Annotated in this window: 14 protein-coding genes; 7 read left to right on the forward strand and 7 right to left on the reverse strand. The window is 75.1% G+C overall.

Annotated elements, in window-relative coordinates:
• Positions 1–120 precede the first annotated feature (120 nt).
• The 3 genes from ACFO4E_RS28915 to ACFO4E_RS28925 all read right to left on the reverse strand — a co-directional run bounded on the left by ACFO4E_RS28915 (position 121) and on the right by ACFO4E_RS28925 (position 3,183).
• Positions 121–810, reverse strand: coding sequence for an L-2-amino-thiazoline-4-carboxylic acid hydrolase (locus ACFO4E_RS28915; RefSeq protein ID WP_378580300.1), 690 nt, complete (start codon positions 808–810; stop codon positions 121–123).
• A 362-nt stretch (positions 811–1,172) separates the two neighbouring features.
• On the reverse strand, positions 1,173–2,075 hold the full coding sequence (locus ACFO4E_RS28920) for an SDR family oxidoreductase (RefSeq protein WP_378580302.1): 903 nt from the start codon (positions 2,073–2,075) through the stop codon (positions 1,173–1,175).
• Between the two features lie 130 nt (positions 2,076–2,205).
• The gene (locus ACFO4E_RS28925; protein WP_378580304.1) at positions 2,206–3,183 is read right to left on the reverse strand and encodes an SDR family oxidoreductase; all 978 of its coding nucleotides are present in this window, start codon (positions 3,181–3,183) and stop codon (positions 2,206–2,208) included.
• An 84-nt stretch (positions 3,184–3,267) separates the two neighbouring features.
• Between ACFO4E_RS28925 and ACFO4E_RS28930 the strand changes: the two genes are divergently transcribed.
• The 4 genes from ACFO4E_RS28930 to ACFO4E_RS28945 are packed head-to-tail and all read left to right on the forward strand — an operon-like array spanning position 3,268 to position 6,822.
• Entirely contained in the window at positions 3,268–4,140 is an 873-nt protein-coding gene (locus tag ACFO4E_RS28930) for an enoyl-CoA hydratase family protein (RefSeq protein WP_378580306.1), read from the forward strand.
• Between the two features lie 11 nt (positions 4,141–4,151).
• Positions 4,152–5,027 carry a CoA transferase subunit A gene (locus ACFO4E_RS28935; protein WP_378580347.1) on the forward strand — a complete coding sequence of 292 codons (876 nt, stop codon included), beginning with the start codon at positions 4,152–4,154 and terminating at the stop codon, positions 5,025–5,027.
• Positions 5,024–5,758 (forward strand): CoA-transferase subunit beta, encoded by a 735-nt coding sequence (locus ACFO4E_RS28940; protein WP_378580308.1) that lies wholly within the window; start codon positions 5,024–5,026, stop codon positions 5,756–5,758. The genes ACFO4E_RS28935 and ACFO4E_RS28940 overlap by 4 nt, the downstream gene beginning before the upstream one ends.
• Entirely contained in the window at positions 5,755–6,822 is a 1,068-nt protein-coding gene (locus tag ACFO4E_RS28945; RefSeq protein ID WP_378580310.1) for an NAD(P)H-dependent flavin oxidoreductase, read from the forward strand. Before ACFO4E_RS28940 ends, ACFO4E_RS28945 begins: the two co-directional genes overlap by 4 nt.
• 168 nt (positions 6,823–6,990) lie before the next feature.
• On the opposite strand, the gene ACFO4E_RS28950 is transcribed toward ACFO4E_RS28945, so the two are convergent.
• Genes ACFO4E_RS28950 through ACFO4E_RS28960 form a run of 3 tightly spaced genes read right to left on the reverse strand, consistent with a single transcriptional unit; the run spans position 6,991 to position 9,597 of the window.
• A complete protein-coding gene (locus tag ACFO4E_RS28950) occupies positions 6,991–8,145 on the reverse strand; it encodes an acetyl-CoA C-acetyltransferase (protein WP_378580312.1) in 1,155 nt (384 codons plus the stop codon).
• 19 nt (positions 8,146–8,164) lie between these two features.
• Positions 8,165–8,788 (reverse strand): TetR/AcrR family transcriptional regulator, encoded by a 624-nt coding sequence (locus ACFO4E_RS28955; RefSeq protein WP_378580314.1) that lies wholly within the window; start codon positions 8,786–8,788, stop codon positions 8,165–8,167.
• 8 nt (positions 8,789–8,796) lie between these two features.
• Positions 8,797–9,597, reverse strand: coding sequence for an SDR family oxidoreductase (locus tag ACFO4E_RS28960; protein WP_378580316.1), 801 nt, complete (start codon positions 9,595–9,597; stop codon positions 8,797–8,799).
• A 227-nt stretch (positions 9,598–9,824) separates the two neighbouring features.
• Between ACFO4E_RS28960 and ACFO4E_RS28965 the strand changes: the two genes are divergently transcribed.
• Together ACFO4E_RS28965 and ACFO4E_RS28970 are read left to right on the forward strand one after the other, a co-directional pair.
• On the forward strand, positions 9,825–11,021 hold the full coding sequence (locus ACFO4E_RS28965) for an acyl-CoA dehydrogenase family protein (protein ID WP_378580318.1): 1,197 nt from the start codon (positions 9,825–9,827) through the stop codon (positions 11,019–11,021).
• A 309-nt stretch (positions 11,022–11,330) separates the two neighbouring features.
• Positions 11,331–12,299, forward strand: coding sequence for an acyl-CoA dehydrogenase family protein (locus ACFO4E_RS28970; protein ID WP_378580320.1), 969 nt, complete (start codon positions 11,331–11,333; stop codon positions 12,297–12,299).
• A gap of 79 nt (positions 12,300–12,378) precedes the next feature.
• On the opposite strand, the gene thrS is transcribed toward ACFO4E_RS28970, so the two are convergent.
• Entirely contained in the window at positions 12,379–14,352 is a 1,974-nt protein-coding gene (gene thrS, locus ACFO4E_RS28975) for a threonine--tRNA ligase (RefSeq protein WP_378580322.1), read from the reverse strand.
• Between the two features lie 309 nt (positions 14,353–14,661).
• On the opposite strand from thrS, the gene ACFO4E_RS28980 reads away from it, so the two are divergent.
• Entirely contained in the window at positions 14,662–15,822 is a 1,161-nt protein-coding gene (locus ACFO4E_RS28980; RefSeq protein WP_378580324.1) for an FAD-dependent monooxygenase, read from the forward strand.
• Positions 15,823–15,946 lie beyond the last annotated feature (124 nt).

The following is a 15,946-nucleotide window of genomic DNA, read 5'->3' on the forward strand; positions in this document are numbered from 1 at the left end:
CCGTCCGGCCGCGTGCGTGGTGACGCCCGGCGGGCCGACAAATCCCAAACAGGACAGTCGAGACGTCAGTCAGTCGGCGGGTCAGACCCGCCCGCAGCGTCACCAAGAACATCATCACTGTCAGTCGGTGGTCGGGATGTGGTCCGTTCGGGTGAAGTGGAACGGGCAGTGTGTACCGCCCAGGCCGATGGTGGTGGCGCGGTCGAAGCGGAAGCCGTGTTCGTCCGGGTCGATCGCCTCGATCCATGCCTTGTCCCAGGCGCACATCGCGGGCGTCAGTTCGGCGGCGTCGTTGTCCGCGAGGACGTCGTGGTAGAAGCAGCGGTGCACGTCGGCGTGGTAGCGCTGATCGTCGTCGACGGGGCGCCGGAAGGTGAAGCCCGAGCCGAACGCGTCCCGTTCGCGGGACTTCGACAGCTCGACCATGGCGCGGAAGGGGTCGGGGGCGGCGTCGAGCATCGCCCGGGTCCCTTCGCGCAGGAGGGGCGCGAGCGGTTCGGTGAACGCCCTGCTGATGACGTCGACGGCGTCCTCGCGCCCCAGCAGGGGCAGCAGCAGCCGGTAGGCCGCCACGAGGGCCAGGGTCATGCGGAGGTTGTAGCGCGCCGACTCGTCGATGATCATGCCCGCGTTCGCGTTCTCCAGCTCCCGGTGCCGGACTCGCATGCCCGGTACGAGATCGGCGGGCAGTGCGCGATCGCGCGCCATCTCCGCCAGGTGGTCGAAGAATCTGTCGACGACCGCGGCGGTGTCGCGATCGGGGTCGGGAACGTAGTCGCCCTCGGAGAGGTGGAAGCGGTCGGTGTCCATAGTGGTCCTTTCGCAACGGGCCCGGCCGTGTACACGGACCGGACCTCGCCGTGGAGCGGGACCGGACGTGCTCATGGCCGAGCACGCCAGTGCGCTCCACCGACCACCAAGCACCGACGTTCTATATCTGTCGTCCGCGAGCGTACCCCAGGCGGGCGGCGCCGCCGCTCCGCTCCCCGCACCGTCCGGCGGTCCGGGCGGATCGGGGGCTCCGGGCCGTCCAGACCACCCGGGCGGCCCGGGTCGCCCCGGGCTATCCGCGCCGTCCGGGCTGGTCCAAGGCGTCCGGTCAGTCCCGAAAGGTCCAGGTCCGGTCCGGGAGCAGTCCGCTGGTGCGCCGCGCCGTCCCCTGGCGGCGCCGGTCAGCCGCCGTAAGGGGGCTCGGGGGCGGCGGCGGTCGCTAGGAGCCTGCGGACCGCGGGACCGACTTCGGCGGGATCCCACCTGGCTCCCTTGTCGGTGGCGGGCCCGTGGCGGTACCCCTCCATGACGCAGATCCGCCCCGCCTCCACCTCGAAGACGCGGCCGGTGACGTCGGCGGAGTCGGCCGAGCCCAGCCACACCACCAGCGGCGACACGTTCTCGGGGGCCATGCGGTCGAAGGAGCCGTCAGCGGGACGCCGCATGGTGTCGGCGAAGACGCCGTCGGTCATGCGGGTGCGCGCCGCGGGGGCGATGGCGTTCACCCGGACCCCGTAGCGTCGCAGCTCGGCCGCCGCGACGAGGGTGAGGCCGACGATGCCCGCCTTGGCGGCGGAGTAGTTGGCCTGGCCGACGCTGCCGAGCAGCCCGGCGCCGGAGGACGTGGCGATCACGCGGGCGTCCACGGGGTGCCCGGCCTTGGCCGCGGCCCGCCAATGTGCCGCCGCGTGGCGGAGCGGGAGGAAGTGCCCGGTGAGGTGAACGCGGAGGACCGCCTCCCAGTCGTCGAGGGGGAGGTTGACGAGCATCCGGTCGCGGACGAAACCAGCGTTGGTGACGAGGGTGTCGAGCCCGCCGAACTCCTCCAGCGCGGTACGCACGAGAGCGGCGGCGTCCTCGGGGTCGGCGGCGTCGCCCGCCACGGCGACGGCCGCACCGCCCGACGTGCGGATCTCGGCCGCGACGCGCTCGGCCGGCCCGGCGGAGCCGCCGTCACCGTCGGCGTTCACTCCGAGGTCGTTGACGACCACCCGGGCACCTTGGCGGGCGAATTCGAGCGCGTGGGCGCGGCCCAGCCCCCGCCCGGCGCCGGTGATGACGACGACCCGGCCTTTGCAGATCATCCCGTTCCTCCCGGTCCGTTCCCATCCCCGTGCGCATGCCACACCGGCGCGTCCATGACCCCGCGCCCTGGGGCACCCGCAGCCCGCAGGCCGGGCCGGCCTCGGGCTGCGGCTGTTCCCACGCGCGCGGTCATGGCCGGGTGTCCCCGGCCGTGGACGCGCCGAGGTAGGCCGGGCGTTCCCCGCCGCCGTGGACCAGGAGGTCGGCTCCGCTGATGTAGGCGGCGGCGTCGGAGGCCAGGAAGACGCACGCCGCCCCGGCGTCGTCCGGTGCGGCCAGCCGACCCAGGGGCACGGTGCGCGCCACGGCGGCGAGCCCGGCGTCGTCCCCGTAGTGGAGAGCGGCGCGTTCGGTCCGGACCATCCCGAGGGTCACGCAGTTGACGCGGACGCGAGGCGCCCACTCCACGGCCAGCGACGCCGCCAGGCTGGCGAGCCCGGCCTTGGCCGCGCCGTAGGCGGCGGTCCCCGGGGAGGGCCGCCGTGCGCTCACGCTGCCGATCATGAGGACGCTTCCGCCGGGCTCCAGCACGGGCCGCGCGGCGCGGGCGACGATGAGCGGGGCGATGAGGTTGAGTTCGATGATCTTGGCGTGACGGTGCGGGTCGCCCTCGCTGAGGGGCAGGTAGGGGGTCCCTCCGGCGTTGTTGACCACCGCACGGACGGGGCCCGTGGTGGCGAAGAAGGCGTTCACGGCGTCGGGGTCCCGGACGTCGAGGCGGACGTACTCCACTCCGTCCAGGGGCGCCTCGGGCGGTCGGCGGGCGCAGGCCAGGACGCGGGCCCCGGCGGCGCGGAACGCCTCGCTGATACCGCGCCCCACGCCGCGTACGCCTCCGGTGACGACGACGGTCCGGCCGTCGAATTCCCCGCTGCTCGCGCGTCCCATGCCGCTGTCGGATTCCCCGCTGTCTTCGAGTCTCGGGGCGTTGGTGAAGCCCTTGCCGTCCCCGCTCCTCAGGCCGCCGGGGGATTCCCTGCCGTCCTCGCGTGTCGGGCCCCCGCCGGATGCCTCGCCGCCCTCGTCGATCGAGCCGTGCGCGGACTCCGTGGTGCCGTCGCCGCCGCCCTCCCGCACGGGGTCCGTTGGATTCGCCGGGTCGGTCACCGTCCGCCTCCAGGTCTTGCCGCACTGTCCCGGATCCCGCCCGGCTGCTACCGTTCTAACAAACGTTTGGTGGAAAGGTAAGCCATGCTGGTCTCCACCACGAAGCACGCCGACGGGGTCGTCGAGGTCGCCGTCGACGCTCCCCCGGTCAACGCGCTGCCCGTCCGCGGCTGGCACGACCTGGCACAGGCCGTGACCCGGGCGGGCGGCTCCCCCGCGACGCGCGTCGTGGTGCTGCGCGCCGAGGGGCGCGGGTTCAACGCCGGCGTCGACATCAAGGAGATGCAGCGGACCGCCCGCTTCGACGCGCTCATCGGCGCCAACCGCGGCTGCCGCGCCGCCTTCGCCGCCGTTCGCGACTGCCCGGTGCCGGTCGTCGCCGCCGTTCAGGGGCACTGCCTGGGCGGGGGCGTGGGGTTGGCGGGCAGCGCCGACATCGTGGTGGCCGCCGACGACGCCTACTTCGGCCTGCCCGAGGTCGACCGCGGCGCGCTGGGCGCGGCCACCCACCTGTCCCGCCTGGTCCCCCGGCAGCTCATGCGCGCCATGGTGTACACGTGCCGCACCGTGCCCGCGGCCCGACTGCACGAGTTCGGGTCGGTGCTGGCGGTGGTGCCCCCTGACGGCCTGCGCCGCGAGGCGTTCGACGTTGCGCGCGCCATCGCCGCGAAGGATCCCCGGGTGATCCGGTGCGCGAAGCAGGCGCTCGACGGGATCGACCCGGACGACACCGACCGCGACTACCGGTTCGAGCAAGGGTTCACCTACGAGCTCAGCCTCATCGGCGCCGGGGACGACCTCCGCGACCGGTTCGTCGACGCGGACGGCGGCGGCGCTGCCGCCAGCGGCGTCCGGACCGGCGCGGAGGACGGCGGACGGACCGGCACGAAAGACGATCACCCGACCGGCGCGGGGAACGGCGGGCGTTCGGGAGCGGCGGAGGGGGGAGCCCGGTGACGGACAAGGCCATGACGCCCGACGGCGTCGCCGCCGCTCTGTGGGACGGGATGACGCTCGGCATCGGGGGGTGGGGGTCGCGCCGCAAGCCCATGGCGCTGGTGCGGGCCCTATGCCGCAGCCCCGTCCGCGACCTCACCGTCGTATCGTGCGGCGGTCCCGATGTGGGCCTGCTGTGCGCCTACGGCAAGGTGCGCCGCGTGGTCGCCCCGTTCGTCACGCTCGATTCCATCGCTCTGGACCCGTGGTTCCGCACCGCGCGGGAGAACGGCGAGATCGCGTTCACCGAGTACGACGAGGGCATGTTCATGTTCGGCCTGCTCGCCGCCGCGCACCGGCTGCCGTTCCTGCCCACCCCGGCCGGCCTGGCCTCCGACGTGCCGCGGGTCGGCGCACCGGATCTGCGCACCGTGCGCTCCCCCTACCCCGAGCCCGGCCACCCCGCGGGCCGCGACCTGATCGCCATGCCCGCGCTGCGGATCGACGCCGCGCTCGTGCACGTCAACCGGGCCGATGCGCGCGGCAACGGCCAGTACCTCGGCCCCGACCCCTACCTCGACGGGCTGTTCGCCAAAGCGGCCGAACGCGTCTATCTGTCGTGCGAGCGGCTGGTCGACGCCTTCACCGGACCTCCGCAGTCGCTGCTCGTCAGCCGGGCATGCGTCACCGGCGTCGTCGAGGCGCCGAACGGGGCGCACTTCACCTCCTGCGACCCCGACTACGGCCGCGACGAGGACACCCAGCGCGCCTACGCCGGGGCCGCCCGCGATCCCGCGCTGTGGCGCGGGTTCCGCGACCGCTTCGTGGCGGGCCCTGCCGACACTGCCGACGCTGTCGGCTCTACCGGCCCTGCCGGGACGGCGCCGCACGACGGAGCCGCGCCGTGACGCCCGCGACCCGCGCCGAGGTGTGCGTCGCCGCCTGCGCCGACGCCTGGCGCGGCGACGGGGAGGTCCTGGCCGCCGCCATGGGCGTCTGCTCGGTCCTGGGCGCGCGGCTGGCCCGGCTCACGTTCTCTCCCGGCCTGCTCACCACCGACGGCGGCGCCCTGCTGACCCGTGCAGCCCTGCCCTGGGGCGCGTCTCCCGAAGAAGGAGGCGTGGAGGGCTGGCTGCCGTTCCACGAGCACCTGTGGCTGGTCCTGCACGGACGGCGGCACGTGATGATGGGCGCCTCCCAGCTCGACCGGCGCGGGCGCTCCAACATCTCCTGCATCGGCCCCTGGCAGCGGCCCGCGACCCAGCTCTTGGGGGTGCGCGGCGCACCCGGCAACACCATCGCCGGTCCCACGAGCTATTGGATCCCCCGCCACGACCGGCGCGTGTTCGTACCGGAGGTGGACATGGTCAGCGGCGTCGCGGCGGCCGACGCCTTCGACCTGCGCAGGGTCGTCACCGATCTGGCGGTGCTGGACTTCGCGGGCCCGGGCCGCACGCTGCGCCTGGTCTCGGTCCATCCCGGCGCCACGGAAGAACAGGTGCGCGACCTGACCGGCTTCGACCTGGCGACCCCCGAGGGCGGGGCGGGCCGCACCCGGACCCCCGGCGACGAGGAGCTGCGCCTGCTGCGGGAGGTGCTCGACCCGGAGGCCGCGCGCGACCGCGAGGTGCCGCGGTGAGCACCGCACGGCTGCCCACCGAGCTGACCCGGCTCGTCGGCTGCCGCCACCCGGTCGTCCAGAGCGGGATGGGGTGGGTCGCGGGCCCCCGGCTGGTCGCGGCCACCGCCGAGGCGGGGGGCCTGGGCATCCTGGGGTCGGCGACGATGACGCTCGACGGCCTGACCTCGGCGATCGCCGAGGTGCGCGACCGCACGGCGGCGCCCTTCGGGGTCAACCTGCGCGCCGACGCCGGCGACGCGCGTGAGCGCGTCGGCGTGCTGATCCGCGAGCGCGTGCCGGTCGCCTCGTTCGCGCTGGCGCCCGACCCCGATCTCATCGACCGGCTGAAGGACGCCGGCGTGATCGTGGTCTGCTCCGTCGGCGCGGTGCGGCACGCGGAGAAGGCGGCCGCGTGGGGCGCCGACGCGGTGCTGGTGCAGGGCGGGGAGGGCGGCGGCCACACCGGGCCGATCGCCGGCACCGTTCTGCTGCCGCAGGTGGTGGACGCGGTGGACATCCCGGTCATCGCGGCGGGCGGATACGTCGATGGACGCGGGCTGGTGGCCGCGCTGGCCTACGGTGCGGCGGGGGTGGCCATGGGCACCCGGTTCCTGCTCACCTCCGACAGCACGGTGCCCGACGGCGTCAAGCGCCGGTACCTGGCCGCGACGCAGACCGTGGTGACGCGGCAGGTCGACGGGGTGCCCCACCGGGTGCTGCGCACGGACCGGGTCGACGCCCTCGAACGCGCGCGGGGAGCCGGGCGGCTGCTGCGGGCGGCGCGCAGCGCCGCGGCGTTCCGCCGGCTGTCGGGCGCGACGTGGCCGACGCTGATCCGCGACGGCGCCGCGCTGCGGCGCAGGGGCGGCCTGTCGTGGGCGCAGGTGCTGATGGCGGCGAACACCCCCGTCCTCCTGCGTGCGGCGATGGTCGAGGGGCGCACCGATCTGGGCGTGATGTCCGCGGGCCAGGCGGTCGCCGCCATCGACGACCTCCCCTCCTGCGCCGAGCTGATCGACCGCGTGATGGCGGAGGCCCACGAGACCCTGGCGCGCCTGTCCGGCCTGCCTCCGGAGTCCTGAACGCGCGGAGCGTACGGCCGCCCGTACCGCGCCCCGGCCGGCCGTGCCGTGCCATGCCGTGCCGCGCCCCCAGTCGGCCCTGCCCGGCCCGGCTCCCACCGGCGGCGCGCGAACCCCGCCGCGCGCGACCCCCGGCGGCCCGAACTGCGGCGGGACGCGCCCGCCGGGTCAGAGGCGCTCGATGATGGTGACGTTCGCCTGGCCGCCGCCCTCGCACATGGCCACCAGGCCGAACCGGCCGCCGGTCAGCTCCAGGTGGTGGAGGAGGCCGGTCAGCAGCCGGGCCCCGGTGGCGCCCAAGGGGTGGCCGAGGGCGATGGCACCCCCGTTGGGGTTGACCCGTGCGGGGTCGGCGCCGGTCTCGGCGAGCCAGGCGAGCACGACCGGCGCGAACGCCTCGTTGACCTCGAACGCGTCGATGTCGTCGATGGACAGGCCGGTCCGGCGCAGCGCGTGCGCGGTGGCGGGGATGGGGGCCGTCAGCATCCGGATCGGATCCTCACCGCGCGCCGACAGGTGGTGGATCCGTGCCCGCGGGGTGAGCCCGTGCCGCCGGGCCGCCGGGGGTGAGGCGATGAGCAGCGCCGCCGCGCCGTCGGCGAGCTGCGCGGCCAGCGCGGCGGTGAGCCGGCCGCCGTCGCGGAGCGGGGGCAGCGCCGCCATCGCGTCGCGGCTGACGCCGCGGCGCGGCCCTTCGTCGGCGGCGACCCCGGCGCAGGGCACGGTCTCCCGGTCGAACCGGCCGGAATCGATGGCGGCGAGCGCCCGCTCATGGGAGGCGAAGGCGAACCCCTCCATCTCGGGACGGCCGATCCCCCACTGCTCGGCGATCATCTCGGCCGCGCGGAACTGCGACACCTCGGCGGTCCCGTACCGGTCGCGCCAGCCCGCGGACCCGGCGAACGGCCCCGCGGTGAAGCCGAGCGGCTCCCCCGCGGTCATGGCGTAGCCCATGGGCACCTGCGACATGCTCTGCACGCCTCCGGCGACCACGAGGTCGGCGGTCGCGGACATGACGGCCTGCGCGGCGAAGTGGACGGCCTGCTGGGAGGACCCGCACTGCCGGTCCACGGTCACCCCGGGGACGTGTTCGGGCAGCCCGGCGGCCAGCCAGCTGGTGCGGGCGATGTCGCCGGCCTGCGGGCCCACGGTGTCGACGCAGCCCAGCACGGTGTCCTCGACCTCGCCCGGATCGACCCCCGTGCGCTCCACGAGCGCGGTCAGGACGTGCGCGCCGAGGTCCGCCGGGTGGATCGCGGCCAGTCCGCCGCCGCGTTTGCCGACCGGTGTCCGGACCGCGCCGACGATGAGCGCCTCGTGCATGGGGTGCCCTCCCTTGTGGTCAGCCGGGGTGGGGCTCGATCCCCCGGAGGAACATGGCGAGGTACTGGTCGGCGATCGCCCGCGGGGGCAGCCGGCCGCCGGGGTCGTACCAGCCGGCCGCGGCCCACACGCTGTCGCGGATGAAGCGGTACATGAGCTGGACGTCGAGGTCGGAGCGGAACGCTCCGTCAGCCGCGCCCTCCTCCAGGAGCCGGACCCACATCTCGCGGAAGCGGGTCCGGGCGTCGCCGAGGTAGCGGAAGCGGTCGCCGAGCACGAGGTGCCGGGACTCGTTCTGGTAGATCACCACGGCGGGGCGGTGCCGGTGGATGGTGTCGAAGGAGGCTTCGACCAGCGCGCGCAGGGTGGTCCGGGGGTCGTGGCCGGCGGCGAGGACCCGGTCGTAGGCGTCCCACAGGTCGGCGAGGAACCCGGCGAGGATCTCGTCGACCATGGCCTCTTTGGACTCGAAGTGGTAGTAGAGGCTGCCGGCGAGCATGCCCGCGGCGTCGGCGACCTCGCGGATGGTGGTGGCGGCGTACCCCCGCTCCGCGAAGACCCGGGCCGCCGTGTCCAGGAGTTCCGCGCGCCGCTGTGCCCGCGCCGCCGCGGTGCCCTCTGCGTCGCGCCGCCGTGGACTCATGTCGTCTCTCACGCCCTCTGGCTCGATACCGAGACCGCTTCTCCGGTCATGTAGGAGGAGTAGTCGCTGGCGAGGAAGACGATAACGTTCGCGACCTCCCACGGGTGCGCTGAGCGCCCGAACGCCTCGCGGCGGGCCAGTTCGGCGAGGAGGCCGGGTGAGGTGACCGCGGCCAGGTGGGGGTGGTCGGCGAGGCTGGGGGCGACCGCGTTGACGCGGATGCCGTGCGGCGCGGCCTCGACGGCCGCGCAGCGGGTGAGCGCCAGGACCCCGGCTTTGGCGGCGGCGTAGTGGGCCTGGCCGTACTGGGCGCGCCAGGCCACCACCGACGCGTTGTTGACGATGGCCCCGCCTCGGCCCGCCATGGCGCGCAGGGCGGCGCGGGTGCAGCGCATGGTGCCGGTGAGGGTGACGTCGATGACCCGGCCCCATTGGTCGTCCGTCATCTCCGACAGGGGGGTCGTGCCGCCCAGGCCGGCGTTGTTGACGGCGATGTCCACCCCGCCGAAGTGCCGGTCGGCCGCCGCGAAGAGGGCCGTGACGTCGTCCTCGGCGGTGACGTCGCAGCGCCGCGCGGCGACGGCCGCGGCGCCGAACTCGGCGGCGAGTTCGGCGTGCGCCTGGGCGAGGCGCCGCTCGTGCCGGTCGCTGATGAGGACCCGGGCCCCCTCCTCCAGGAACCTGCGGGCGGTGGCGCCCCCGATCCCGGTGCCGGCGGCGGCCGTCACCACCGCCGTACGCCCGCGCACCAGCCCGAGAGCCCGCGGAACGGCGGGCGCGGAGGCGGGGCCTTCTGCCGGGGGCTCCATGCGCGGTACCCTACCAAACGATTGTTAGAAAAAATGTCCGGACCCCTGCCCCGATACCCCGTCCCGCCCGCTACCCGCCCCGCCTCCCCCGCTCAGACGGGCCCCGCACGGCCGGCCGCAGCGCACCGCGCACCCCCTCTGTGCTCTCGAAGCAGCCTCCGCCCCGGCCGCGACCGGAGCCCGCTGCGCACGGCCCCACCCGGACCGATACGTACAACGGAGCGCGCATGGACCTCGACCTTCCCCCCGCCGAACGGGCGCTGCGCGACGAAGCTCGGGCGTGGCTGCACGCGAACGTGCCCGAAGAGCCGCTGCCCTCACTGGAGACCGCCGAGGGTTTCGCGGCGCACCGGGTCTGGGAGCGGCGGCTGGCCGCCGCCGGGCTGTCCGCCGTCTCGTGGCCGGTCGCCTACGGCGGGCGCGGGGCATCGCCGCTCGCCCGCCTGGTGGTCGAGGAGGAATACCACGCGGCGGGCGCCCCGGGCCGGGTCGCCCAGAACGGGATCGACCTGCTGGCCCCCACCCTCCTCGCCCACGGCACCGCTGAACAGCTGGCCCGGGTGCTGCCCCCGATGGCCGCCGGGGAGGTCGTGTGGGCGCAGGCGTGGTCGGAGCCCGATGCCGGCAGCGACCTGGCCGCGCTGCGCTCGCGGGCCGTGCGCACCGATGGCGGCTGGCTGCTGTCCGGGCGCAAGGCGTGGAGTTCCCGGGCCGCCTTCGCCGACCGCGGGTTCGGCCTCTTCCGCACCTCCGCCGAGCGCCACCGGGGGCTGACCTACGTGATGTTCCCCCTCGACGCCCCCGGTCTGACCCGCAGGCCCGTCGGCCGGCTCGACGGCCGCCCCGCATTCGCCGAACTCCTCCTGGACGAGGTGTTCGTCCCCGATACGGAGGTGATCGGCGCGCCCGGCGACGGCTGGCGGGTCGCCATGGGCACCGCCGGCGACGAGCGCGGACTCTCCCTGCGGGCGCCCGGCCGCTACACGGCCGCCGCCCGCCGGCTGCTTGACCTCTACGACGCCCGCGCCGCCTCTGGAGACCCCGCCGACGCGGTCCTGGGCGACCGCGTCGCAGACGCCTGGATCCGCGCCCGCGCCTACCGGCTGCACGGCTACGCCGCCGTGTCGCCCCGGACCGGCGCCGCCCCTCTGTCCGGATACGCCGCGAGCCTCGCCAAGCTCCACTGGTCCGAACTCGACCTCGCGCTGCACGAGACCGCGCTCGACCTCCTGGGCCCCGCGGGCGAGCCGGCCGGCCCGTGGCTGGACGGCTACGTCTTCGCGCTGGCCGGACCGATCTACGCCGGGACCAACGAGATCCAGCGCGGAATCGTCGCCGAACGCGTCCTCGGCCTGCCCCGCGCCCGTCCCCGCCCGGGACCGCGGGGGAAGGCCCCGGACGGCGCTTCGGAGGGCACGCCCTGATGGCACGTCCTGATGGCCCGCCGCCGAGCGGGGGCGTCGGCCGCAGCGGCCTCGGGCGCGGCCGGTGCGCACCCGCGTTCGGGGCGCGTCCGGGGCGACCACCGCCCCGGCGCGACCCTCCCTGGCCGACCGACCGGGTCCCGGCCCCGGCCGAGGGGGCGGATCCGGGCTCCGGACGGCCGCCCCGGGCGGTCCGGCTCGCACGGCCGAGCACGCGCGCTCCGTGTCGCCGATTCCCACCAGGCCGGCGGCGCGGTCGCGGCTCCCCCTCCCCGGGCCGGTGCCCGGTTTCCCCGCAAGGAGTTCCCGATGAGGTTCGCCCTCGACGCCGAGCAGGAGCTGTTCGCCGCCACCCTCGACCGCATGCTCGGGCGCGCCGGCACCCCCGCTGCCGTGCGCGCGTGGGCGAGCGGCGACCACGGTCGCGGGGCCGACGTGTGGCGGGCGCTGGCCGAGGCCGGGGTGTTCGCCCTCGCCGCACCGGGGTCCGGCGGCGGGCCGGGCCCGCTGCCGGTCGAGCTGGTCACCGCGATGATCGAGGCGGGGCGGCACGCCGTTCCCGGCCCGGTGGCCGAGGCGGTCGCGGCCTGCCTGCTGCTCGGCGACCCCGAGCGGGTCGCCGCCATCGCGGCGGGCGCCCTGGTGCCGACCCTCGCCCACCCCCCGCTCGTCCCCTTCGCCCTCGACGCCGACGCCGCCGGGCTCGTCCTCCACCTCGACGGCGGCCGCCTGCACACCGCCGTCCCCGTGCGGCCCGCCGCCCCCCTGCGCTCGCTGGACCCGGCGCGCAGGCTGTGGGCGGTGCGCTCGGCCGATCGGCTGCCGCTGGGGCCGCGCGCGGCCTCGGCCGTCCCGATGGGGGTGCTCGCCGTCGCGGCGCAGGCGCTGGGCGCCGGCCTGCGGCTCGTCGCCGACACGGTCGCCTACGCGCGCACGCGCCACCAGTTCGGCCGCCCGATCGGGGAGTTCCAGGCGGTCCAGCACCGCCTCGCCGACGCGCACACGGCCCTGGAGTTCGCCCGCCCGCTGCTCTACGGGGCGGCGCTCGCAATGGGCACCCCCGACGAACGCCGCGATGTCAGCGCCGCCAAGGCCGCCGCCTCCGACGCCGCCTACGCGGCGGCGCGCGCGGCCCTCCAGGTGCACGGCGCGATCGGCTACACCGACGACCACGACGTGTCGCTGTGGATCCGCAAGGCCCGAGCGCTGCACACGGCATGGGGCGGACCCGCCCTGCACCGCGCCCGGGTCCTGGCGGAGCTGCGTGCGGGGCGCTGAGCAACGGCCCGGCGCGCCGCCGGAACGCGCGCGGCCCCCGCCCGGAGGCGGGGGCCGCGCGGGGCGCAGGCGCCGTCGGCTAGCGGTGCTCGCGCACCGCGGCGACGATCTCGGCGACCGCGTCGTCGACCGGGACGCCGTTGTTCTGCGAGCCGTCGCGGTAGCGGAAGGACACCGCGCCCTTGCCGATGTCGTCGTCGCCCGCCAGCAGCATGAAGGGGACCTTCTGCTTCTGGGCGTTGCGGATCTTCTTCTGCATCCGGTCGTCGCCGGTGTCGACCTCGGCCCGGATGCCCTCGGCGCGCAGCTTGGCGGCGACGGCCTCCAGGTGGGGCACGTGCTCGTCGGCGATGGGGATCCCGACCGCCTGGACCGGGGCCAGCCACGCCGGGAACGCGCCGGCGTAGTGCTCCAGCAGCACCGCGAAGAACCGCTCGATGGACCCGAACAGCGCGCGGTGGAGCATCACCGGCCGGCGGCGGGAGCCGTCGGCGGCGGTGTACTCCAGCCCGAACAGCTTGGGCTGCTGGAAGTCGACCTGGATGGTGGACATCTGCCAGGTGCGCCCGATGGCGTCCTTGGCCTGCACCGAGATCTTCGGGCCGTAGTAGGCGGCGCCGCCGGGGTCCATGACCAGGTCGAGGTTCTGCTTCTCGGCGGCCTGGCGCAGGGTCTCGGTGGCCTGGTGCCACTCCTCGGGTTCGCCGATGAACTTGTCGGAGTCGCCGCGGGTGGACAGCTCCAGGTAGAAGTCGCTCAGGCCGTAGTCGCGCAGCAGGTCCAGCACGAAGGTGAGCAGGCTGTCGAGCTCGCCCGGCATCTGCTCGTCGGTGCAGTAGATGTGGGAGTCGTCCTGGGTGAAGCCGCGCGCGCGGGTCATGCCGTGCACGACGCCGGACTTCTCGTACCGGTAGACGGTGCCGAACTCGAACAGCCGCAGCGGCAGCTCGCGGTAGGACCGCCCGCGCGCCCTGAAGATCAGGTTGTGCATCGGGCAGTTCATGGCCTTGAGGTAGTAGTCGTGCCCCTCGAACTCCATGGGGGGGAACATCGACTCGGCGTAGTTCGGCAGGTGCCCCGAGGTCTGGAAGAGCTTCGCCTTCGAGATGTGCGGGGTGTTGACGAACTCGTAGCCGGACTCCTCGTGGCGCCGCCGCGAGTACTCCTCCATCTCCTTGCGCACCACCCCGCCCTTGGGGTGGAAGACCGCGAGGCCCGACCCCAGCTCGTCGGGGAACGAGAAGAGGTCGAGTTCGGCGCCCAGCTTGCGGTGGTCGCGCTTCTCGGCCTCCTCCAGGAACGCCAGGTGCGCCTTGAGCGCGTCCTTGGACTCCCACGCGGTGCCGTAGATGCGCTGGAGCTGCGGGTTGCGCTCGCTGCCCCGCCAGTAGGCCGCGGCCGAGCGCATGAGCTTGAACGCCGGGACCGCGCGGGTGGTGGGCAGGTGCGGCCCGCGGCAGAGGTCCTTCCAGCAGAGTTCGCCGGTGCGCGGGTGCAGGTTGTCGTAGATGGTCAGCCCGCCGGCGCCGACCTCGACGCCCGCGCCCTCGGCGGCGTCGCCGGCCGCGCCCTTGAGGCCGATCAGCTCCAGCTTGTAGGGCTCGTCGGCCAGTTCGGCGCGGGCGCCGTCGTCGGAGACCGCGCGGCGGTCGAACCGCTGGCCCAGCTTGACGATCTCCTGCATCTTCTTCTCGATGCGCTTGAGGTCGTCGGGGGTGAAGGGCTCGGCGACGTCGAAGTCGTAGTAGAAGCCGTTCACGATGGGCGGGCCGATCCCGAGCTTGGCGTCGGGGAACAGCTCCTGGACGGCCTGGGCGAGGATGTGCGCGGTGGAGTGGCGCAGGATGTCGCGGCCGTCGTCGGAGCCGATCTCGACGGGCTCGACGGTGTCGCCGTCGGCGAGCTCGTGGGCGAGGTCGCGCAGTTCCCCGCCGACGCGGGCGGCGATGACGGTTCGGCCGTCGGCGTCGAGAGCCTGGCCGGCCGTCGTCCCGGCCGCCACCGCACGCTCGGTTCCGGCGAGGGTGATACGCAGCTCTGGCACGGCGGACACGGTGACTCCTTATTCGGGTCGGGTCGGTGGCGACCGGGCCGGCCGGTCAGGGGCCGGCGGCGGCCTGGACGGGCGCGGGACCGGGATCCCGCGCGTCCTGTTCGATGCTAGCGGCTCCCGCGGATTGCGGCTGCCCGTGGCCGCTCGCGGCAACGGACGGCCGACGACCGGTCACCCGGGCGGAGAAGAGGGGTGCCATCTGCGCGGACACGGGTATGCAGGTGGCGGGAGCCCGTCGATGCGGCACGGGCCCCGGACCGACGCGCGGGGCCGCGGGGCGCCGCGCCGTAGGCGGGCACGGGGGGTTGCGTGCGGATCGTGGTGGTGGGTGCGGGGATCGCCGGGCTGACACTGGCCGCGGCGCTCTCTGGCGGCCAGTCCCGGGTGGTGCTCCTGGAGCAGCACCAGGACCCCACCCCCGTGGGGTCGGGACTCCAGCTCGCGCCCAACGCGGCACGCCCGCTCCTGCGCATGGGGCTGGGCGGGGAGCTGGGCGAGGTGGCGGTGCGCCCCCGGTCGCGCGACTTCCTGCGCTGGGACGACGGCCGGCTGCTGCACGGCACGGCCATGGGCGTGGAGTACGAGCGGCGCTACGGGGCGCCGCTGTACACACTGCTCCGCTCCGACCTGCACCGCATCCTGCTGCGCGCCGCCCGCGACGCCTCCGTGCTGCGCGGCCGCTACGTCACCGACGTCCTGGAGGAGAGCGACGGCGTCACCCTCGTGTGCTCCGACGGCCGCGAGGTCCACGGCGACATCGCCATCGGGGCGGACGGCGTCCATTCGGTCATGCGCGGTGTGCTCAACACCGAGCAGCACCCCCCGAGCGGCCAGCTGGTCTACCGCGGCCTGGTGCCCGCCACGAGCGTCCCCGAGGGGTTCGCGGACCCGCGGATCAGGATCTGGATGGGCGCCGACCGGCATTTCGCCGCCTACCCGGTGTCGGGCGGCGCCACCATCAGCTTCAACGCCTCGGTGCCCGGCGGCGAGGGGCGGCGGGAGTCGTGGTCGGAGCGGGGACGCCTGAGCGACCTCACCCGGGCCTTCGAGGGGTGGGCCGAGGACGTCGGGACGCTCGCGGGGGCGGCGTCGTGGATCGGCGTGTGGGGGATCGAGGTGCGCGAGGCCGTGCGCGCCTGGCACCACGGCCGGATCGCCCTCATGGGCGACGCCGCCCACCCCACGCTCCCGTTCTTCGCGCAGGGCGCCAACCAGGCGGTGGAGGACGCGGTCGTGCTGGCCGACTGCCTGCGCGGCGCGACGGCGCTGACCGCCGAGCGCGCGCTGGCGCGCTACGCCCGGCTGCGCCGTGAGCGCACCGAGCGGATCCACGCGGTCGCCCGCGAGGTGGTGCACGAGATGGCCCTCGACGAGGAAGGGCCGGGCCGCCGCGATGAGCTGCTCGGCGGCACAGGGGGCCCCAGCAGCGACTGGCTGTACGGCTATGACGTCGCAGCGCATCTCGGCTGACCCGCCGCGGGACGGCGGAATCGCTGGGTCCTGGCCATTAACCTCGCTTGATTCGGCCGATATTGTTACGTCATGTCTCCGAGCCCTATGACCGGCACAGACGATCCGGACCCGGCGGCATCGC

The sequence above is a fragment of the Nocardiopsis mangrovi genome (assembly GCF_042653925.1).
Lineage (GTDB): Bacteria > Actinomycetota > Actinomycetes > Streptosporangiales > Streptosporangiaceae > Nocardiopsis_B > Nocardiopsis_B mangrovi.